The following is a 19,241-nucleotide window of genomic DNA, read 5'->3' as shown; positions in this document are numbered from 1 at the left end:
CCTTAAGAGGTTAACGGCTAGTTACAATAAATCTGTAGGACAATCCCTCAGAGCGTCATCGCGGCAAACCAGCCAAACGCCAGCAGCGGAATGTTGTAGTGCAGGAACGTCGGGACCACGGTGTCCCAGATATGGTGATGCTGGCCGTCGATGTTCAAACCCGAGGTCGGCCCCAGGGTCGAGTCCGACGCGGGCGAGCCGGCATCGCCCAGTGCACCGGCCGTGCCGACGATGCACACGATGGCCAGCGGGCTGAAGCCCAACTGCACGCACAGCGGTACAAAGATCGCCGCCAGGATCGGCACCGTGGAAAACGACGAGCCGATGCCCATGGTCACCAGCAACCCCACCAGCAGCATCAGCAACGCCCCCACACCCCGGCTGTGGCCGATAAACGCCGCCGAGGCTTGCACGAGGGTCTGCACTTCGCCGGTGGCCTTGAGCACTTCGGCAAAGCCCGACGAGGCGATCATGATGAAGCCGATCATCGCCATCATCTTCATGCCTTCGGTGAACAGGTCATCGGTGTCGCGCCAGCGCACAATGCCCGACACCGAAAAGATCAGGAACCCGGCCAGGGCGCCGATGATCATCGAGTCCAGCCACAGCTGGATAATGAACGCCGCCGCAATCGCCAGGCCGGCCACCAGCAGGGTCAGCGGGTTGTATTGCACGGCCACCTGCTCGACCCGCTCAATCTTCTCCAGGTCGTACACGCGCTTCTTGCGGTAGCTGATAAACACCGCCACCAGCAAGCCGACCACCATGCCCAGCGCCGGAAGCCCCATGGCATGGGTGACATTGACCTGACTGATGTCGACGCCGCTCTTGGCCACGTTGGCCAGCAGGATCTGATTCAGGAAGATGTTGCCGAAACCCACCGGCAGAAACATATAGGGCGTGATCAGGCCGAAGGTCATGACGCAGGCGATCAGCCGACGGTCCAGTTGTAGCTTGGTCAGCACGTATAAAAGCGGCGGTACCAGCAGCGGGATAAACGCGATGTGGATTGGCAAGATGTTCTGCGAGGCGATGGCCACCACCCAGAGCAAGCCGATCAACAGCCATTTGACGTGGCTGCCGCCCGTGGCTTCCTGACGGTCGACCAGCAGCAAGGCTTTGTCTGCCAACGCGTGAGCCAGGCCGGACTTGGCAATCGCCACCGCGAAAGCGCCGAGCAGCGCGTAAGACAGCGCCACCGTCGCACCGCCACCCAGGCCACTGTTGAACGCCTTGAGCGTTGCATCGATGCCCAGGCCGCCGGTCAGGCCACCCACCAGTGCACCGACAATAATCGCGATCACCACATGCACGCGGGACAGGCTGAGCACCAGCATGGTGCCGACCGCGGCGATTACTGCATTAATCATCGTTACCTCAAGACAGAAAACATAAAAAAAGCACGCACCTGCCCGGGCTGCTGTCGGGGACAGCTGCCGCACATCAGGTTTTAAAGGAGTTTTATTAGAGGGCGCGCACTTTGCAGCAGGCAGGCAAGCATGTCAAAGCCCTCTCACCCCACAAACAGCTTTAAATTGAACGTTTGAATAAAGAAAAATCCTGACCGGCCGATACAGGCAGATCGTCTCTGTCGTATCAAAAGGTTAAGGAAGGCTCCATGTCGCTCAGACAGCTGTCCATTCAATGGAAAATTACCCTGCTGGCCGGTCTCTGCCTGTTGGGCATCGTGACCTTGCTGGTGGGTCTGTCGCTGTACCGCATGGCGCAGAGTTCCGATCTGGTGAAGGCCTCCAGCATGGAAATGCTCGACGAAGCCGCCCAGGCCCGTATCGAAGCCCAGGGTGAAGTCCAGGCCTTGGGGATTCGCCAGCAGTTCATGGACGCCTATCAATACGGCCACGGCTTTTCCCGGCAGGTGCTGTTCCTGCGCGAACAGGCCGAGAAACGCTTCCTGGATGCCTTCGACCTGCGCGAAGACCTGACTCGCCAGGTCAAAGCCGCGCTGCAAGCCAACCCGGACCTGCTGGGCCTGTCCCTGGTGTTCGAAGCCAACGCACTGGATGGCAAGGACGAGTTGTTCGCCAACCAGCCAGAGCTGGGCAGCAACGACAAGGGCCGCTTTGCGCTGTACTGGTCCCAGCCGACCGCAGGCAAACTGACCTCAATGTCACTGCCCGAAAGCGACATGTCCGACACCAGCATCGGACCCAGCGGCGAAAAAGCCAACGCTTGGTTCACGTGCCCGCGCACCACCCTCAGACCCTGCGTGATCGAGCCGTACTTCTATGTCATCGACGGGCAAAAGGTGCTGATGACCAGCATCGTGTTCCCGCTGATGGTCAACGGCAAAGTCATCGCGTCGCTGTCGGTGGACATCAACCTCAACAGCCTGCAGGCGGTCAGCCAGGGCGCCAGCCAGAAGCTCTACGACGGCCAGACCAGCGTCAGCATCATCAGCCCGGTGGGCCTGCTGGCCGGCTACAGCCCGGATGCCGGCAAACTCAGCCAGCGCCTGGACACCGTCGACACGGCCAACGGCCCACAGTTGATCAGCTCGCTGGCGAGCAGCACCCAGACCCGCAGTGTGCGCACCGACCATCAACTCAAGGTGCTGGCACCGTTCCAGCCAATCCCTGACGGCAAACCGTGGGGCGTTCTGCTGGATGTGCCGGAAAAAGTCCTGGTCGCGCCGGCCGAAGCCCTGAAGGTCAAACTGGACGCCGACAACGCCAAGGGCACCCTGCTGGAACTGAGCCTTGGCCTGTTGGCCGCGATCGTCGGCCTGTTGCTGGTGTGGCTGATGGCTCGCAGCGTGACGCGTCCGATCCTCGGCGTAGCGCGCATGCTGGAAGACATTGCCAGCGGCGAAGGCGACCTGACCCGCCGGCTGGCCTACGACAAGCACGACGAACTCGGTGAGCTGGCGGGCTGGTTCAACCGTTTCCTCGACAAGCTGCAACCGATCATTGCCCAGGTCAAACGCTCGGTGCAGGACGCCCGCGGCACCGCCGACCAGTCGGCCGCCATTGCCACCGAAACCAGCGCCGGCATGGAGCAGCAATACCGCCAGGTCGACCAGGTGGCCACCGCCTCCCACGAAATGAGCGCCACCGCCCAGGACGTCGCCCGCAGTGCAGCCCAAGCGGCCCAAGCCGCCCGCGATGCCGATCAGGCCACCCGCGAAGGCTTGACCGTGATCGACCGCACCACCACCAGCATCGGTCATCTGGCGGCCGATATGAGCACCGCGATGACCCAGGTTGAAGGGTTGGCGGCCAATAGCGAGAAGATCGGATCGGTGCTGGAAGTGATTCGTGCGATTGCCGAGCAGACCAACCTGCTGGCGTTGAACGCCGCCATCGAAGCCGCCCGCGCCGGTGAGGCCGGTCGCGGTTTTGCGGTGGTCGCCGACGAAGTGCGCAACCTGGCACGGCGTACCCAGGAGTCGGTGGAGGAAACCCGCCTGGTGATCGAGCAATTGCAAAGCGGCACCCAGGACGTGGTCGGTTCCATGAGCAACAGCCACCGACAGGCCCAGGGCAGCGTCGAACAGGTGGGCCAGGCGGTGACCGCTCTGCGCCAGATCGGCGATGCAGTGACGGTGATCAGCGACATGAACCTGCAGATCGCCAGCGCCGCCGAAGAGCAAAGCGCGGTGGCCGAGGAGATCAACAACAACGTGGCGACGATCCGGGATGTGACGGAGTCGTTGTCCGAGCAGGCGAATGAGTCGGCGCGGGTCAGTCAGGCGTTGAACAGCCTGGCGAACCAGCAGCAGGGCCTGATGGATCAGTTCAGGGTTTGATGATACGCCGGAGGTGAAGGAACCCGCTCCTTCACCTCCCGTTTAGTGGCGGCGTGGCAGATCGATTACTACCTTCAGCCCGCCCAGCTCGCTTTCCTGCAACAGCAGCACCCCGCCCCACACGTCGACAATGTCCCGCACGATCCCCAGCCCCAGGCCATGGCCGTCAGTCTGCTCATCCAGCCGAGTGCCTCGGCTGAACACCTGGTCACGCTGGCTTTCGGGAATCCCCGGCCCGTCATCCTCCACGGCCAACCGAAAGCCTTCCGGGGTTTCGCTGATGCTCAACACAATCTCGGCATCCGCCCATTTGCAGGCGTTGTCCAGCAGGTTGCCCAACAGTTCCAGCAAGTCCTCGCGGTCCCACGGCAACTGCAAGCCTGGGCGTGCGCGGTAACTCAAATCCAGATGCTCGCCATGGATCATGTTCAAGGTCGCCAGCAACCCCGGCAATTCCCCATCGCAGTCAAACAAGGCACCGGGCAGCGTCTCGCCGGCCAAACGGGCACGATTGAGTTCGCGGTTAAGTCGTTGCTGCACCTGCTCCAACTGTTCGCGCAGCAGCTTGCTGAGCTGTGGATGGTCCTTGAGCTGCTCGCTGGACGCCACGCTCAGCAATACCGCCAATGGGGTTTTCAAGGCATGGCCGAGGTTGCCCAGGGCGTTGCGTGAGCGTTTGAGGCTGTCTTCGGTGTGGGCCAGCAAATGGTTGATCTGCGCCACCAGCGGTTCCAGTTCCACCGGTACCTGGGTGTCCAGTTGCGAGCGCTGGCCTTGTTGCAGTTGGGCGATCTGGTTGCGCGCGGTCTCCAGCGGGCGTAACGCGCGGCGCACGGTGACGCGTTGCAGAATCAGGATCAGCAACAGCGCTGCCAGCCCGAGCACCAGGCCAATCTGGCGCATCAGGCGAAAGCTTTCCCTGACCGGGGTGTAGTCCTGGGCCACGCTGATGGAAATCGATTGGCCGAAGCGCTTGTAGTCCGAACGCAACACCAGCAGTTGCTGGCCTTCCGGGCCCAATTGCAGGTTGCCCTTGAGCCCGGCCTGGGGCAGTTGCGGCAGTTCCTGGTCCCATAACGAGCGCGAACGCCAGTGAGTGCCGCCAAAATCGATCCGGAAATAGTGCCCGGAAAACGGCCGCTGATAGGCCGGTGACAGCCGCTGCTCATCCAGTTGAACACCTGTGGGCCCGCGCACCAGCGCCACCAGCAGGTTCTCGCTGTCGTTGCGCAAGCCGGATTCCAGGTACCGTTGCAGGCCCACTTCAAACAGCCACAGGCTGGTCTGCGCCAACACCAGGCCGACGATCACCATCACGCTGATCAATCCCAGGCTCAGGCGCCGCTGGATCGACCTCATGCCGGGCTGGCGCCAAACCGGTAACCCTGGCCGCGCCGGGTCTCGATCACACTGCGGCCCAACTTGCGACGCAGGTGATTGACGTGGACTTCCAGCACATTGGAATCACGCTCGGTCTCGCCGTCGTACAAGTGTTCGGCCAAGTGGCTTTTTGAAAGGATTTGCTCGGGGTGCAGCATGAAGTAACGCAACAACCGAAACTCGGCGGCGGTCAGCTGGATCTCCTCGCCGTCACGCATCACGCACTGGCGCCCTTCATCCAGGTGCAAGCCGGCGGCCTGCAAGGTGGGCTGATTGGCCTGGCCATGGGAACGGCGCAGCAAGGCCTGGATACGCAGGTGCAGCTCTTCGGGATGAAACGGTTTGCTCAGGTAATCGTCGGCCCCGGCCTTGAGCCCTTCGATGCGCTCGGCCCAGGAGTCGCGGGCCGTGAGGATCAGCACTGGCGTGGCCAGGCCAGCGGCACGCCATTGCGTCAACACCTCAAGCCCGGGCAAACCCGGCAGGCCGAGGTCGAGAATGATCAGGTCGTAGGGTTCGCTGCGCCCCTGATACACCGCATCGCGCCCGTCCGCCAGCCAGTCCACGGCATAGCCCTGGCGATTGAGCCCGGCCATCAGCTCATCGGCCAGGGGTACGTGGTCTTCCACCAGGAGCAGGCGCATCAGTCGTCTTCCTTGTCTTTGAGCAACTGGCCGGTGTTGGCGTCGAGTTCGATCTCGCGCACCACGCCTTCCACCGTCAACAGTTCGATTTCATAGATATAGCGCACAGGACGATCCTTGTGCTCTTCAAGCTCGGCGTCGAGCAACTTGGCGCCCGGGTAACGCTCGAACGCGGGCCCCAGCAGGTGCTCGAGCGGCGCGATCACGCCCTTCTGGCGCAGGCGCAACGCTTCGTCCTGGCCCAGGTCCCGAGCGGCCAGGCTTGAGCAAAATGCCAGGAGCACCAGCGCCACTTGAACGCTGGTGCGTAGATTTACCTTCATTACGTATCCTGATGATCCTTGAGGACGGCCCCGGTGACAGCGTCCAATTCCAGGTCCCACTCAACGCCCTGGGCGTCGCGCAGTTCAACCTGATACAGGTACTTGCCGTATTCCTCTTCAAGCTCGGTTTCATGCACGGTAGCGCCGGGATGTTTGGCCAGTGCAATGGCATTGAGCTTCTCGAAAGACACAATGGTACCAGCGTCGCGCAACTTCAGTGCCTCGTCCGGCCCCAGGTCGCGAGCCTGGGCGACGCCTGCGGTGAGGGCGATGATACTGCTGGCGATCAAGGCTGTGAGGGTTTTCATGGTGAGTCTCCGTTTCAGGATATTTTGCCTACGGGGCTCACCGTACTGGATCCAACTTAACTGAAACTGAATTGCCACCATGGCAATTCTCTGCGAGACCGTTGCCTGCAACCGGGCAGGATTTTCTATACTGCCCTGCTCGCTGTCGATGAGACTGGTATGACTGCTATCCATATGAAGTTCCCCGCCTTGACCCTCAAGGCCGGTAAACGCGCTTTCGCACGCATTCGCGAACAGGGGCTTGCGCCTGCGGACGTGGGCATCCTGCCCGGCGCCGCCGGTGGTCCAAAAGCCCTGGGCATCCAGGGCCTGGACCTGGCGCTGTTCGGTGACTGGCTGCCCCGCGCGCCCCGGGAACGCGCACTGATCGGCGCCTCGATCGGCTCCTGGCGGTTTGCCAGTGCCTGCCTGCCCGACCCGGTGCAAGGCCTGCTCGACCTGGGCCGGCTGTACAACGAACAAACTTTCGCCAAAGGCGTGACCATGGCCGAAGTCAGCCAGAGCTGCGTGCGCATGCTCGATGACCTGCTGGCCGGCCGTGATGCCCGCGTGCTCGACAACCCGAACTATCGGCTGAACATCATGGTGGTCAAAAGCCACGGCCTGCTCGCCGACGATCATCGCGGCCGTCTTGGTTTGGGACTGTCCTCGGTGATCGCCGACAACCTGCGGGGCCGCGCGCGATTGTCCCGGCACTTCGAACGGCTGATCGTCCACGACCCACGCCAGGCGCCACCGCTGCATGCCCTCAAGGATTTCCCCTCGCGCTTCCTCAATCTGGAATTGGGCAACCTGCGCCAGGCGCTGCTGGCGTCCGGCTCGATCCCCATGGTGATGCAAGGCGTGCGTGACCTGCCGGGCGCCGGTGCAGGCACTTACCGCGATGGCGGCCTGCTGGACTACCACCTCGACCTGCCCTATCACGGCGATGACATTGTGCTGTACCCGCACTTCACCGACCGGGTCATCCCCGGCTGGTTCGACAAAGGCTTGCCGTGGCGCCGTGCCAATCAACAGGGCCTGCAGGATGTACTGCTGCTGGCGCCGTCGAAGGAATACCTGGCCCGCCTGCCCCACGGCAAACTGCCAGACCGCAGTGACTTCAAGCGCTTCATGGGCGATGACCCGGGCCGCAACAAGTACTGGCAAACCGCAATGAGCGAAAGCCAGCGGCTGGGGGATGAATTCCTGCAGTTGGCGGATAACGGGCAATTGGGCGAGCGCCTGCTGGCTCTCTGATCAAGCGGTATGCGCGGCAAGGGATCAAGCTGTTAAACTCGCCGCCTGCCAGACACCTGACCGAGCTGAAAAATACTGTGGAAATCTTCAAGGAATTTACATTCGAATCCGCCCACCGCCTGCCCCACGTTCCGGAAGGCCACAAATGCGGGCGCCTGCATGGCCATTCGTTCAAGGTGGCGATCCACCTCAGCGGCGACCTCGACCCGCATACCGGCTGGATCCGTGACTTCTCGGAGATCAAGGCGATTTTCAAGCCGCTCTACGAACGCCTCGACCACAACTACCTCAACGACATCCCGGGCCTTGAGAACCCGACCAGCGAAGTGCTGGCCAAGTGGATCTGGAATGAATTGAAACCGTTGTTGCCGGAACTCAGCGCGATTCGCATCCATGAGACCTGCACCAGTGGCTGCATTTATCGCGGCGAATGAGCCGGTGATGTAGAAAAACCACTGTGGTGAGGGGCTTGTCCCCTCGCCACAAGTGATTTCTGGAGGCCCACAGCGATGCCACCCCTTATCCGCCCCGCCACCGTTGACGATATCACCGCCATCGAGGCCATCGTCCGCGCCGCCTACTCCCCTTATATCGAACGCATCGGGCGCAAGCCTGGGCCGATGCTGGATGATTATCGCCAACAGGTCGCTGCTGCACGGGTGCACGTACTGGAAAATGCGGGCCAGGTGCACGGCTTTGTCGTACTGATCCATAACGACGAGTACCTGCTGCTGGATAACCTCGCCGTCGACCCCGGCGCCCAGGGTCTGGGTTACGGGCGCCTATTGCTGGAGTTCACGGAACGCCAGGCCAGGCAAGGTTCCATCCGCCTCTATACCAACGAAGCGATGACTGAAAACATCGTGCTGTACACCCGCAAAGGGTATGTGGAAACCCACCGCGCCGAGGAAAGCGGCCTGTGTCGGGTTTACATGCAAAAAGACCTCACTGCCTCTCGCTGAAGGAGTTCCCATGGAAAACACCTGGCTGGCCCAGGCCAAGCGCCTGCAAGCATTGGCCTCCACGGGGCTGCACTTCTGCACCGATGACTTCGAGCGCGAGCGCCTTGAGGAAATCGCCCAGATCGCCCACAGCATGCTGGCGCAGTTGGGCGACGTGCCGCTGGAGCGCATCACCGGGCTGGTGCCGGACTTTGCCAAGCGCTATTCGACACCGATGATTGATGTACGGGGTGCGGTGATTGACGGTGACCGGATCCTGTTGGTGCGTGAGTTGACGGATGGTTGCTGGGCGTTGCCCGGGGGCTATGCGGACATTGGTCTGTCGGCGGCTGAAAACATCATCAAGGAAATCCGCGAAGAGGCCGGGCTGACGGTCACTGCGCGGGCGCTGTACAGCGTCACCCACAAGGCCAAGGGCTTGTACCGGCCCGATATCCGGGACTTCTACAAACTCTATTTTCTGTGCGCGCGGGTTGATCAAGTGGCGCCGGCAGCCGGTTTCGAAACCACGGAAGTCGGCTTCTTCAGGCTCGATGACCTGCCGCCGCTCTCCCGTGGCCGCACCATTGAAAGCGACCTTGAGGCCGCCTTTGCGTTTCATCGCGGCGAGACCCCCTACACCCTCTTCGATTGAATAACGGGTGATCCAATTTGTATCACCCCTGCACCGCTTTCGCGCCTGATTGGGCAGAAAGACCAATCCCGCCTGCGCGTTCTCCCTGTTTGGCTATAAATACTGTGCAACCTGCACAGTGCTGACCGTGCGCCCGTCACTGCCTGGCAGTTGGCACGACGGGTGCAGTAGGCCTGCGTCACTCATTCAGGGAGAAAGGCACATGACGCAGAACGAACCGGGCAATGACTACCCTCTCAGCGAGGTGCCCATGCATGCCCGCAAAGGCCTGGCGTCCACCGCCATGGTGCTGCTGGGCTTTACCTTTTTTACCGCAACCATGTTCGCCGGCGGCAAATTGGGAGTGGCCTTCAGCTTCACCCAAATGCTCGGCGTCGTGGCCCTGGGTAACCTGTTGTTGGGTATCTACGCCGCAGGGCTGGGTTACATCGCGTTCAAGAGCGGTTTGAATTCAGTACTCATGGGGCGCTTCTGCTTTGGCGAAGTGGGCAGCAAGCTGAGCGACTTGATCCTCGGCTTCACCCAGATCGGCTGGTACGCCTGGGGCACGGCCACCGCAGCGGTGGTGCTGGGCAAGTACTTCGAATTGAGCCAAGGCAGCGTCCTGGGGTTGATGGTGCTGTTCGGCATGGTGTTCTGCGCGACGGCCTACGTGGGGTATCGCGGGTTGGAGATCCTGTCCTATATCGCCGTGCCGGCCATGGGCATTTTGCTGTTTCTGTCGATGTGGGTGGCCACCGTCAAGGTCGGCGGGCTCGATGGACTGCTGGCGGTGGTGCCGACCGGTGAGCTGGATCTGTCCACCGCCATCACCCTGGTGTTCGGCACCTTCGTCAGCGGCGCGACCCAGGCCACCAACTGGACGCGGTTCTCACGCTCGGCCAAGGTCGCGGTGCTGGCCAGCCTGATCGGCTTCTTTATCGGCAACGGCCTGATGGTACTGATCGGGGCCTACGGCGCCATCGTCTACCAGCAACCGGACGTAGTCGAAGTGTTGCTGCTGCAAGGTTTTGCCATGGCCGCCATGGCCATGCTGCTCCTGAACATCTGGAGCACCCAGGACAATACCATCTATAACTTCGCCGTCGCCGGCTGCAACCTGCTGCGCACCAAACGCCGCAAAACGGTGACCCTGGCCGGCGCGGTGATCGGTACGCTGCTGGCATTGCTGGGCATGTACGACATGCTCGTGCCCTACCTGATCCTGCTGGGCACGGTGATTCCGCCGATTGGCGGGGTGATCATGGCAGACTTCTTCTATCGCTATCGCGGCCACTACCCGCGCCTGGCCGAGACACGCCTGACGGCATTCAACTGGCCTGGGCTGATCGCCTACGCCGTGGGTACGGTTCTGGCCTTTCACTCCCCATGGGTGGCGCCGTTGGTGGGGATTGTGGCTGCGTCGCTGACTTACATCGTATTGACCAGCGTGCTACGGGTACGGGCACCTTTGGCTGACGTGCGGGCATGAGCCTGACCATCGCCGATGTGCTGGCCTTGCCCGGGCTGGAGTCGATGTGCCTGCGGGCCGGGGAAGCCGGCCTCGAAAATGTGGTGCGTTGGCCCTATGTCGCAGAAAACAGCGGCATCGCCGAATGGGTGTTGGGCGGCGAACTGGTGTTCGTCACCGGCATCAATCACCCACGGGATGAGGCCAACCTGCTGGTGTTGCTGGACGAAGCCTGTCAGCGCCAGGTCGCCGGCCTGGTGATCCTCACGGGGCCGGACTATATCCAGGCAATTCCCCAGCGTTTGCTGGAAGCCGCGCAAGAGGCGGGTATGCCGCTGATCGAGCAGCCGTACTCGTTGAAGATGGTGCTGGTGACCCAGGCTATCGGCTCGGCGTTGATCCAGTCGCAACAGCTGGGGCGTTCGCGGCATGATGTATTGGAACGCCTGCTGGCCGGTGATTATCAATCCCTGGATTTGCTGCTGCACCGTGCCGCACAGCTGGGCATGCCGTTGGCCGGGCCGTGGCAGCTTGTCCAACTGCAGTTGGACGGCAGCGATGCATTGTTTGCCCAAGGTGAAGCGCCGGTGGTCGAGGCGCAGCTTGCGCGTCAACACGATGGGATTACCCGTCGTTTGCGCCAGTTTTCTGCACAGCATCCGTCGCGTTTGCCCGTGCTGGGGCGTGCCGGGCAGTGGACAATGCTGATGCCCGCGATGGACGCGAGTGCGGCATTGGCCAACCGCCAGTTGTTGGCGGGCTGGTTGAAAGCGCTGAACCTGCGCCTGGCACCGTTGAAACTGTTTGTCGGCCTGAGTGCCGCCGCGCATCCGCCCGCTCGCCTGGCCCAGGCCGTGGATGAAGCGCGCCAGGCACTGGCGGCTGCGCGACGGTTCAGTGAGCGTGCCGGGCTGTGTGTCTACGATGAGCTGGGCGTGCTCAAGTTGCTCAGCGGCGTACGTGATCGCGCCCTGCTCGACCAGTTTCTCAACGAACGCCTCGGGCCGCTGTTGCGCCACGACCAGCACCATGGCCCAAGCCTGATGCCAACCCTGGAGGCCTGGTTCCACGAGAATGGTAACCTTGTGGCCGCCGCCCAGCGGCTGGCGGTTCACCGCAACACCCTGACGCACCGCGTCCAGCGCATCGAAGCCCTGTGCGGACTGACGCTGGATAATTCTTATGATCGCCTGGACATCGGCATCGCGCTGATGATCTGGCGGCTGTCTGCCTGATTGTTTTTTGCCAACAGGAACTTGCCCATGCACATCATCAACGCCCGCCTGCGCAACCGTGAAGGCCTGCATGATCTGCACCTGGAACACGGCCGGATCGCCAGCATCACCCCACAAGCCACCGCCCCCGTAGCGGGGCCCGACGATCTGGATGCCGCCGGCAACCTGGTGGTGCCGCCCTTCGTTGAACCACACATTCACCTCGACGCCACCCTGACTGCCGGCGAACCGCGCTGGAACATGAGCGGCACTTTGTTTGAAGGCATCGAGTGCTGGGGCGAACGCAAGGCCACCATCACCCTGGAAGACACCAAGACCCGCGCCAGGAAAACCATCCAGACCCTGGCGGCCCATGGCATCCAGCACGTACGCACCCATGTCGACGTCACCGACCCGGACCTCACCGCGCTCAAGGCCATGCTCGAAGTACGCGAGGAAAGCACCCACCTGATCGACCTGCAAATCGTCGCGTTCCCCCAGGAAGGCATCGAGTCCTACCGCAATGGCCGCGAGCTGATGGAAGAAGCCATCCGTTTGGGCGCCGACGTGATCGGCGGTATCCCGCACTTTGAATACACCCGCGACCAAGGGGTGAGTTCGGTGAAATTCCTGATGGACCTGGCCGAGCGCACCGGTTGCCTGGTGGACGTGCACTGCGACGAAACCGACGACCCCCATTCGCGCTTTCTCGAAGTGCTGGCCGAAGAAGCCCGCAGCCGCGACATGGGCACCCGCGTGACCGCCAGCCACACCACGGCCATGGGCTCTTACGACAATGCCTACTGCGCCAAACTCTTCCGCCTGCTGGGGCATTCGGGCATCAGCTTTGTCTCCTGCCCCACCGAAAGCATTCACTTGCAGGGCCGCTTCGACACCTTTCCGAAACGCCGGGGCGTGACCCGGGTGAACGAACTGCTGGAGGCCGGCATGAACGTGTGCTTCGGCCAGGACTCCATCGTCGACCCTTGGTACCCCCTGGGTAACGGCAACATCCTGCGGGTGCTGGAAGCCGGGTTGCATATCTGCCACATGCTTGGCTATCGCAACCTGCAAAGCGCACTGGACCTGGTCACCGACAACAGCGCCAAGGCCATGGCCCTGGGGGATCGTTACGGCCTGGAACCGGGACGTCCGGCGAACCTGTTGATCCTGTCGGCGGACAGTGACTATGAAGTGATTCGCAGCCAGGGATTGCCGTTGTATTCGATTCGGGGAGGCAAGGTACTGATGAAGCGCCGGCCTGCGCAGGTGGAGTTTTTGTAGGCTCATGTGATTGAGTCGATATCAAGGGTCTGCGGCTTTCCCCAGCCGTCATCCGGTGGTGGCGGGATGCTCGCCACCTGGTTGAGTTCGCGGTTTTTCGGGTGGGTGAACCAGCGTTTCAGGCTGGTTTGCAGGGTTGGGGATAAGGCGTGGCTGCCGTAGACGTCGCGGGCCTGGAGGCGGCGCCAGCGGAGGGTTTCCAAACGGTCGCGACTGTCTTTCAGCCGATCGACTTCCTGACTCAAGGGCTCGTGGTGTTCGTAGCCACGCTGGTTGGCTGGACGGTGCAGATCCAGTTTTTTTCGTTGTTCCCGCAACTGATGCTGCATGGTGAACAGGGCTTTGTCGATCAGTTCAAATTCACGGGAAGTCACGAGGGTGCCATGGGTATCGAGGGTTTGCTGCCAACGGCGCAACGTGGCCCAAGCAGCGGGGATGTAGCCGACGACCATGGAGTGATGACCATTCTGAACAAGCTGTTTGATCAGGTTGGCGCGATCCGGCATATCGCCATTGAGCCGCAATGCGCGTTTGCAAGCCGCGTCCTCAATGGATTCACAGCCGGGGGTCCACAAGACGGAGGACTGTGTACCGTCCGGTAGCAGGATCGGCATGAAGTGCTGCTGCGCGCCGTGGTGCTGGTAAGGGTTGCTGGTCAGGCGTACCAGCCCCAGGGCAAACAGCAGGCCCCCGGGTGCAGGGTTGCTGAACAGCACCACGGCGCCAGGTATCCAGATTTTGGCGGTGGTGTTCATCCAGGGTGCAGGGACACTCGGGACAGGGTCGTTGTGGTTGACTATGCGGTGATGCACCAGAGCCGATGCCCCGTCGGTGAATTCGGAGTCGCCCGCTCGGGGGGCGCCGTAGGTGTAGAGAAGGATGTTGTAGTCACGATCGGGAGTTCGCCGCAGTCCTTCAGCCAACAGCAGTGCTATGGCTCCGCCCAGGCTGTGGCCACAGATTAAGACGCGCTGCCCCACATAAAACTGATCGAGGTAAAGCAGAACAAAATCACGCATAGCTCTATAAGCCTTATAGAACCCTTCATGAGCCTTGCCAAAACCATCACCAAAAGCTACCTGGTGCGCGTTTGCATCCCGCAGTGCATCAGCGCCACCAGCCGTGCCCCGCACGGAAATCAGAATCACCTCATCGTGATGGCTGATAAATGCCTGAGTATCAGTGCCGTGCTTCTGATCATCGAAAAAATGCAGACGCGCCGGGTGTTCCTGAGCCTCCCCCTGTGCCGGGCGATTCTGTTCATACAACTCCGGATCAAAGGGCAAAACCTCAAACCGTTTCGAATAGGGCACGTCTTCGTACAGTGGATAAAAGCGTTGCACTTGCTCAGCGTCAACTTTCCAAGCCTCTTGGTAACCCGAAAGTTCTTCGGAAAAGAAGCGCCCCACACTGGGACCCAAGGGGAAGCAGACCTGATCTACTGGCTGTGTGCGTGGCTCCTGTCCAAAGTCGCAGTAACTCAAGGTAGCCATCAAGGCCAACTGATACAGATTCAAGGCACAGAACTGGTCGTCGATAGACAACACCGGCCGCAGCGCTCGCAACGGCCGTATCTCCAGCACGGTATGTTGATTGGGAAACAACACAACTCCTGCCAAGGTCGACTGGGACGGCCCAAATCCAAGATCAGCCATCATTTTTAGCGCATGTCGCTGGGGACGAAATATCCTGGGCGCCAAGGGTGGTAAGTGAGCGGCATGCCTGACCAAATCACGCACTTCGACTTGGTAAAACCTGCCGGCCTTTTGCTGAGCGGGGTTTCGCTCGGTACGCTCACCATCAGCCCGGACAAAGCGCGTTTGTTCCGCTCGAACTTGAAGTTCGGTGATGGGTAATGGATAACGGCTGCGTCTCTGTAACGTAGAGTAATAATCGTCGCGCCTTCCATAGGCTGCTTCGAAGATCAGCACCGTAGGACCGCGGTATTGATTCTCCAGCTTTGCAAATCCGTCGCCGTTCAAACGCCCCTTGTATTGCTGGCCTGCACTGTCAAAAACCTCGTATGCAAGACCTCCATAGGCTTTACCATCGCCTGACTCATCCACGAGACAAAAACTCAACCAACATCCGCGTAATGCACAAACTGGCATTTTTTCGCTAAAAAAAGGTTGCTTCCATTCTTCAAGAGGCATGTCTGAATATCCTTATTCGGCACAAGTGGGATATATGTCGCATTCACGCCCATCAGGCATCTTGATGGATTTGAAATCGGTAGTATTCCCGCGACAGAACGCGTATTGATCCTCCAGGCTCTTGCCCATACAGCGTTTCCAACCTTGAGGGAATCGAACCCAGTTATCTCCCATGTAAGGCCATTCCTCCGTCGTCACTTCCAGGGCCATCCTCAACGTCTTATCTTTCAACTCATCCCGTTGCACCGCTCCACCTGCTCTTGCTTTTCGCAGATTCCCTACTGCGTCCAGCGAGTTACACTTGAGTACCTTGCTAATGGCCCGTTTGGGGCCGACTGTTCGGAATAACCACTGACATCGTCCGGGCAGTTTTTGAACACCCGACTCAGGCATCCCGGCCATACCTTCTTCCAACCGATCCAGCACATTGATGAACGCGAAATCCCCCCCAACATCCGCCGACCGCTCTCCCCACTTCGCGTACAGATCAAACGTAATGCTGCGCAACACTAACGGACACCCATCCACCGTCTCCGTCAGTGGCACTTCAAAGCTCACCCGATTGGCCACCGGCTTGCCCACCGTGTCAAAAACCTTGTCCTCCGGCCGCTTGCCCCGGCGCTTGGGTAAGGTGCAGATCTCACCCGTTGCCGGTCGATAAGCTGCATCACTCTTGAAGCGAAAATTCGCCGGCAGGTCGACTTCCAGGGTGAAACTATCCACTGGTTTCATCGCACAACCGGAACCAGCCAGCACGCTGCAAACGAATACCCCTCGACACACGCTCAACATAAATCCCCTACGCATCCTGCTGCTCCCGCTCCACCCGACGCCATTCTTCAACCACCCGCTGAAAATGGTCCTCCGCCGCTTCCCCCCGTATCGGTTGCCAGCGAATCAGCACGTCCCCAGTGGCTTCCACCAACCGCCGCACCACCAAGAACTCCAGCTGTTCCGGCCTTTCCCATTGCCAGGCCCGCGCCTGCTCCAGCACCTGTTCCAGCCAGATTCTAGGGTCCTGAAATTCAGCCAGTTGACTGAGCGCCTCACTGTACTCAGCCAACAGATAACGCAGGATATTGGCCTGCAGAATCGCTCCCGCCTGTGGATTCGGCACCTCTAGCCACGGTGCAGGATCGGGTACCGGATACACCCCCGGAGCCGGATTATCGACGCAACACCAACGCTCGCCCTGCCAGTAGCACACGCTGATCAGCGGCCCGAGAAAAACAGGCCAGTCCTGAGCAGGCAGGTGAACCAAGGCCCGCGCCAAGGTGCGGTTATCGTGGAAGCGGTACAGCGCCTGGCTGGCCGCCACCCCCACCACCAACCTGTCGCGCCAATGCCGGGTAACACCCGATAAGTCATCATCAGGCAAGCTGCCCAACCAGCCCCAATTACGCTGAGGGTTTTGCAATAAGCTCACCAGCCCGGGTTCGTTGACATGGTCGAGCAACAGGAGCATCGGCCCATCCGCCGCCATTTCCGATGCGACGGTTTCAACGTAGAGGCTGCGATACTCAGCCACCGAGCGTGTCGCCAGCAGTGCCCCGCGTGCGTCGTTTTCATCCTGTAGAACCAGGCACAGGCGACGCCCCGCCTGCTGCTGTTGAGCCATCCACTGGCCAGGCGAGATCTCCATCAGGCCGCCCTCCCCGTGGAATCGCACATGCCTTCGCGGCAGCGCTCGCACACCGGGCAGAAGTCCGCATCCAGTCGTCTGGCCAGCTCCATGATTGCGCCTTGGGTAACCGAAACCTTTGGCCCCTCCGCTACAAATGCGGGCGAGGCAGTCACGTCACCCGGCCCAACAGGACTTGCTGTACGGGTCCCAGCAGGCACACCGCCCAACGTGATCGGCCGACTGCTGAAAATCCCTCCGGCCTGAATCAGCAAATGCTCACCACCCGCCTTGAAGCTCAACTGCGCACCGGCATCGATCACCAGGTTGGCGCCCGCTTTGAGATGGACCTGTTGCCCTGCTTCGATCACCAGGGTCTGGCCGACATGCGTCTGGCTGTTGCCCTGCACGTGCAAGTGATCATCAGCCCCAAGCCGAACCTTGCGGTCGCCGGCGATGCTGCGGTGTTCCTCGTCTCCCAGGGTGGTCGTACTCAAGCCGTGGATGGTTTCCCGACGTTCGCCCACGACCTCCAGCCGGCTGTCGTGGCCGACCTGCTGCTCCAGGTCGCGTTGGGCGCGCAGGTAGATGAGTTCCTGGCCGGCGCGGTCCTCAAGATGCAGCTCGTTAGCCCCCGTGCCACCCGGCGTGCTGCGGCTACGCAAAACACTGCGGGTCTTGTGTTGTGGCAAGGGGTAAGCCGGCGTTTGCACAGCGTTAGGCAGACAACCATTGATCACGGGTCGGTCCGGATCACCTTCCAGGAACGTCACCAATACCTCCATGCCCACACGCGGAATCATCACCGCGCCAAAGCGCTCACCTGCCCAACCGGACGTCACCCGCACCCAGCAGCTGCTCTTGTCGTCGGTCTTGTCGAGCCGGTCCCAGTGAAAGCGGATTTTCACCCGCCCGTGGGCGTCGCAATGCACGTCCTCACCCACCGGGCCGGTGACCGTGGCGGTCTGGCTGCCGCTGATGCGCGGTTTGGGATGCTTGAGCGGCGGGCGGTGAATCGCGCGCCAGGGCGTTGCAGTAAATCGATTGCGATAGCCCTGGAACGCTTCGCCATCCACCACGGCCTCCTCCAGCACCTGCGGCTGATAGCCTTCGTGACGCACACTGGTGATCAACCACAAGTCATTGCAAGACAGGTCGGGGTGGCCCCGCAGCGTCAGGAAATGCCCGCTGCGCAAGGCCGGCTGATCACTGCGGCCCAACGCCCGGTGACGGTTTCGCTGATGACGCTCCAGGCCACGCCGGGCCAACTGCGAGCCGCGCAGATGGCCGGTGAATCCCGCAGGGTATTGATAGTCCTCAAGCGCCGGGCAAGCGCCGGCCTGCTCCTGCAGCCGCAGCGACGGGTGTTCAAAGTCATAGTCCCGCCGCACAACCTGAGCACTGCGTGTGGCCAGGCGCACATCAAAACGCTGGATCACCCGTGCGTCGGCAGCAGGGTCAGCGGCCGCACAATAGTGCTGCGCCGGCAAACGTCGAAACACCGTCTGGTCATCGCCAAACACCAGCACGTGAGCATCCGTACTGTGGCGAAAGTGATAATGGATGCCCTCTTCTTCGCACAAACGCTGGATAAAATGCAGATCGCTTTCTGCATATTGCACACAGAACCTGCGGGGCGGGTACACCACCGGCCCCAGCTCAAAGGCATAAGCATCGGCAAGAATGCCGTGCTGCTCCAGCACCGCCGCGATGATTTGCGGCACGCTGCGCTGCTGGAAAATCCGCTGGTCGCAACGATGGGCCAGATACGCAAGGCGCGGCGCAAGTGTGAGGCGATAGCGGGTCAGTCGCCGGCCAGGGTCTTCCCGGCCAATGGCATGGATTTGCCCGTGAAGGCCTTCCCCCGCCTCACCAAAATCCAGATAGGCCGGTTGGTGAAGCAGCGCCTCAAGATCCAGGCCGGGGTTTTCACTGACCCACTGCACTTCAATGAAAAAAGGTTGATCAATCGTTTCGCTGCCTTTAAAAGCCAGCACCTGAAACGTCTGGTTTATGCCTGCAACAATCAGTTTAAAGCGTGACGAAACAAGCGTATCGAACATCCGTTGTTACCCGCCATTCATTGTCGAACTGAAATAATTCCCCGCGTAAAACGAAGATAAAGCCACTCAATTCGAAGCCGATAAAAAGTGCCTGAACCCCAGGAATACTAGCGATTTCAGGCGACATTCGGCCGCTTCAAAATAAAAAAGAAGATTCGTACATCGATACTGGAAGGGTCTTTTATCAATTACGGAAATGT

At 60.9% G+C, this 19,241-nt stretch carries 17 protein-coding genes; 8 read left to right on the top strand and 9 right to left on the bottom strand.

What is annotated here, in order from left to right:
- Positions 1-47: 47 nt before the first annotated feature.
- Entirely contained in the window at positions 48-1,367 is a 1,320-nt protein-coding gene (locus P3C29_RS09680) for a Na+/H+ antiporter NhaC family protein (RefSeq protein ID WP_169389406.1), read from the bottom strand.
- Between the two features lie 251 nt (positions 1,368-1,618).
- Between P3C29_RS09680 and P3C29_RS09675 the strand changes: the two genes are divergently transcribed.
- On the top strand, positions 1,619-3,766 hold the full coding sequence (locus P3C29_RS09675) for a methyl-accepting chemotaxis protein (RefSeq protein ID WP_275964411.1): 2,148 nt from the start codon (positions 1,619-1,621) through the stop codon (positions 3,764-3,766).
- Between the two features lie 42 nt (positions 3,767-3,808).
- On the opposite strand, the gene P3C29_RS09670 is transcribed toward P3C29_RS09675, so the two are convergent.
- From P3C29_RS09670 to P3C29_RS09655, 4 genes are read right to left on the bottom strand one after another with little or no spacing between them, the layout of a single operon-like run.
- Positions 3,809-5,125, bottom strand: a complete 1,317-nt coding sequence (locus P3C29_RS09670) for a sensor histidine kinase (protein WP_275964410.1) — start codon at positions 5,123-5,125, stop codon at positions 3,809-3,811.
- Positions 5,122-5,790: a response regulator transcription factor gene (locus P3C29_RS09665; RefSeq protein ID WP_017476155.1), complete on the bottom strand. Its 669-nt coding sequence runs from the start codon at positions 5,788-5,790 to the stop codon at positions 5,122-5,124. Before P3C29_RS09665 ends, P3C29_RS09670 begins: the two co-directional genes overlap by 4 nt.
- Positions 5,790-6,113 carry a PepSY domain-containing protein gene (locus P3C29_RS09660; protein WP_010172783.1) on the bottom strand — a complete coding sequence of 108 codons (324 nt, stop codon included), beginning with the start codon at positions 6,111-6,113 and terminating at the stop codon, positions 5,790-5,792. The genes P3C29_RS09665 and P3C29_RS09660 overlap by 1 nt, the downstream gene beginning before the upstream one ends.
- A complete protein-coding gene (locus P3C29_RS09655) occupies positions 6,113-6,421 on the bottom strand; it encodes a PepSY domain-containing protein (RefSeq protein ID WP_008432789.1) in 309 nt (102 codons plus the stop codon). Before P3C29_RS09655 ends, P3C29_RS09660 begins: the two co-directional genes overlap by 1 nt.
- 159 nt (positions 6,422-6,580) lie before the next feature.
- Here P3C29_RS09655 and P3C29_RS09650 point away from each other — a divergent pair, with 159 nt between their 5' ends.
- The 7 genes from P3C29_RS09650 to codA all read left to right on the top strand — a co-directional run bounded on the left by P3C29_RS09650 (position 6,581) and on the right by codA (position 13,204).
- The gene (locus P3C29_RS09650) at positions 6,581-7,660 is read left to right on the top strand and encodes a hypothetical protein (RefSeq protein WP_010172787.1); all 1,080 of its coding nucleotides are present in this window, start codon (positions 6,581-6,583) and stop codon (positions 7,658-7,660) included.
- Positions 7,661-7,737: 77 nt separating this feature from the next.
- Positions 7,738-8,094: a 6-carboxytetrahydropterin synthase QueD gene (gene queD / locus P3C29_RS09645; RefSeq protein ID WP_003190259.1), complete on the top strand. Its 357-nt coding sequence runs from the start codon at positions 7,738-7,740 to the stop codon at positions 8,092-8,094.
- A gap of 75 nt (positions 8,095-8,169) precedes the next feature.
- Positions 8,170-8,622: a GNAT family N-acetyltransferase gene (locus P3C29_RS09640; protein ID WP_275964409.1), complete on the top strand. Its 453-nt coding sequence runs from the start codon at positions 8,170-8,172 to the stop codon at positions 8,620-8,622.
- A 10-nt stretch (positions 8,623-8,632) separates the two neighbouring features.
- Entirely contained in the window at positions 8,633-9,256 is a 624-nt protein-coding gene (locus tag P3C29_RS09635) for an NUDIX hydrolase (protein WP_275964408.1), read from the top strand.
- A gap of 202 nt (positions 9,257-9,458) precedes the next feature.
- Positions 9,459-10,727 carry a cytosine permease gene (codB, locus tag P3C29_RS09630; protein ID WP_275964407.1) on the top strand — a complete coding sequence of 423 codons (1,269 nt, stop codon included), beginning with the start codon at positions 9,459-9,461 and terminating at the stop codon, positions 10,725-10,727.
- Complete coding sequence (locus tag P3C29_RS09625) at positions 10,724-11,941, top strand: PucR family transcriptional regulator ligand-binding domain-containing protein (RefSeq protein ID WP_275964406.1); 1,218 nt, start codon at positions 10,724-10,726, stop codon at positions 11,939-11,941. The genes codB and P3C29_RS09625 overlap by 4 nt, the downstream gene beginning before the upstream one ends.
- 27 nt (positions 11,942-11,968) lie before the next feature.
- Positions 11,969-13,204: a cytosine deaminase gene (gene codA / locus P3C29_RS09620; protein ID WP_275964405.1), complete on the top strand. Its 1,236-nt coding sequence runs from the start codon at positions 11,969-11,971 to the stop codon at positions 13,202-13,204.
- Between the two features lie 2 nt (positions 13,205-13,206).
- On the opposite strand, the gene P3C29_RS09615 is transcribed toward codA, so the two are convergent.
- Genes P3C29_RS09615 through tssI form a run of 4 tightly spaced genes read right to left on the bottom strand, consistent with a single transcriptional unit; the run spans position 13,207 to position 19,041 of the window.
- Positions 13,207-15,357 (bottom strand): lipase family protein, encoded by a 2,151-nt coding sequence (locus tag P3C29_RS09615; protein ID WP_275964404.1) that lies wholly within the window; start codon positions 15,355-15,357, stop codon positions 13,207-13,209.
- Between the two features lie 12 nt (positions 15,358-15,369).
- On the bottom strand, positions 15,370-16,164 hold the full coding sequence (locus tag P3C29_RS09610; protein WP_275964403.1) for a hypothetical protein: 795 nt from the start codon (positions 16,162-16,164) through the stop codon (positions 15,370-15,372).
- Positions 16,157-16,999: a DUF4123 domain-containing protein gene (locus tag P3C29_RS09605; RefSeq protein WP_275964402.1), complete on the bottom strand. Its 843-nt coding sequence runs from the start codon at positions 16,997-16,999 to the stop codon at positions 16,157-16,159. The genes P3C29_RS09610 and P3C29_RS09605 overlap by 8 nt, the downstream gene beginning before the upstream one ends.
- Positions 16,999-19,041, bottom strand: a complete 2,043-nt coding sequence (gene tssI / locus P3C29_RS09600) for a type VI secretion system tip protein TssI/VgrG (RefSeq protein WP_275964401.1) — start codon at positions 19,039-19,041, stop codon at positions 16,999-17,001. The genes P3C29_RS09605 and tssI overlap by 1 nt, the downstream gene beginning before the upstream one ends.
- Between the last annotated feature and the right edge of the window lie 200 nt (positions 19,042-19,241).

Origin of the sequence: Pseudomonas sp. 1912-s (genome assembly GCF_029269205.1) — a bacterium.
Taxonomy (GTDB): Bacteria; Pseudomonadota; Gammaproteobacteria; order Pseudomonadales; family Pseudomonadaceae; genus Aquipseudomonas.
Note: the sequence above shows the minus strand (reverse complement) of the source record. Positions and strands in the feature narration are given on the sequence as shown.

What these genes read in the sequence shown, in the direction of transcription:
- P3C29_RS09675 (WP_275964411.1), top strand. Translation starts at nt 1,619, where the DNA reads ATGTCGCTCAGACAGCTGTCCATTCAATGGAAAATTACCCTGCTGGCC.
- P3C29_RS09670 (WP_275964410.1), bottom strand. Translation starts at nt 5,125, where the DNA reads ATGAGGTCGATCCAGCGGCGCCTGAGCCTGGGATTGATCAGCGTGATG.
- P3C29_RS09665 (WP_017476155.1), bottom strand. Translation starts at nt 5,790, where the DNA reads ATGCGCCTGCTCCTGGTGGAAGACCACGTACCCCTGGCCGATGAGCTG.
- P3C29_RS09660 (WP_010172783.1), bottom strand. Translation starts at nt 6,113, where the DNA reads ATGAAGGTAAATCTACGCACCAGCGTTCAAGTGGCGCTGGTGCTCCTG.
- P3C29_RS09655 (WP_008432789.1), bottom strand. Translation starts at nt 6,421, where the DNA reads ATGAAAACCCTCACAGCCTTGATCGCCAGCAGTATCATCGCCCTCACC.
- P3C29_RS09650 (WP_010172787.1), top strand. Translation starts at nt 6,581, where the DNA reads ATGACTGCTATCCATATGAAGTTCCCCGCCTTGACCCTCAAGGCCGGT.
- P3C29_RS09640 (WP_275964409.1), top strand. Translation starts at nt 8,170, where the DNA reads ATGCCACCCCTTATCCGCCCCGCCACCGTTGACGATATCACCGCCATC.
- P3C29_RS09635 (WP_275964408.1), top strand. Translation starts at nt 8,633, where the DNA reads ATGGAAAACACCTGGCTGGCCCAGGCCAAGCGCCTGCAAGCATTGGCC.
- codB (WP_275964407.1), top strand. Translation starts at nt 9,459, where the DNA reads ATGACGCAGAACGAACCGGGCAATGACTACCCTCTCAGCGAGGTGCCC.
- P3C29_RS09625 (WP_275964406.1), top strand. Translation starts at nt 10,724, where the DNA reads ATGAGCCTGACCATCGCCGATGTGCTGGCCTTGCCCGGGCTGGAGTCG.
- codA (WP_275964405.1), top strand. Translation starts at nt 11,969, where the DNA reads ATGCACATCATCAACGCCCGCCTGCGCAACCGTGAAGGCCTGCATGAT.
- P3C29_RS09615 (WP_275964404.1), bottom strand. Translation starts at nt 15,357, where the DNA reads ATGCCTCTTGAAGAATGGAAGCAACCTTTTTTTAGCGAAAAAATGCCA.
- P3C29_RS09610 (WP_275964403.1), bottom strand. Translation starts at nt 16,164, where the DNA reads ATGCGTAGGGGATTTATGTTGAGCGTGTGTCGAGGGGTATTCGTTTGC.
- P3C29_RS09605 (WP_275964402.1), bottom strand. Translation starts at nt 16,999, where the DNA reads ATGGAGATCTCGCCTGGCCAGTGGATGGCTCAACAGCAGCAGGCGGGG.
- tssI (WP_275964401.1), bottom strand. Translation starts at nt 19,041, where the DNA reads ATGTTCGATACGCTTGTTTCGTCACGCTTTAAACTGATTGTTGCAGGC.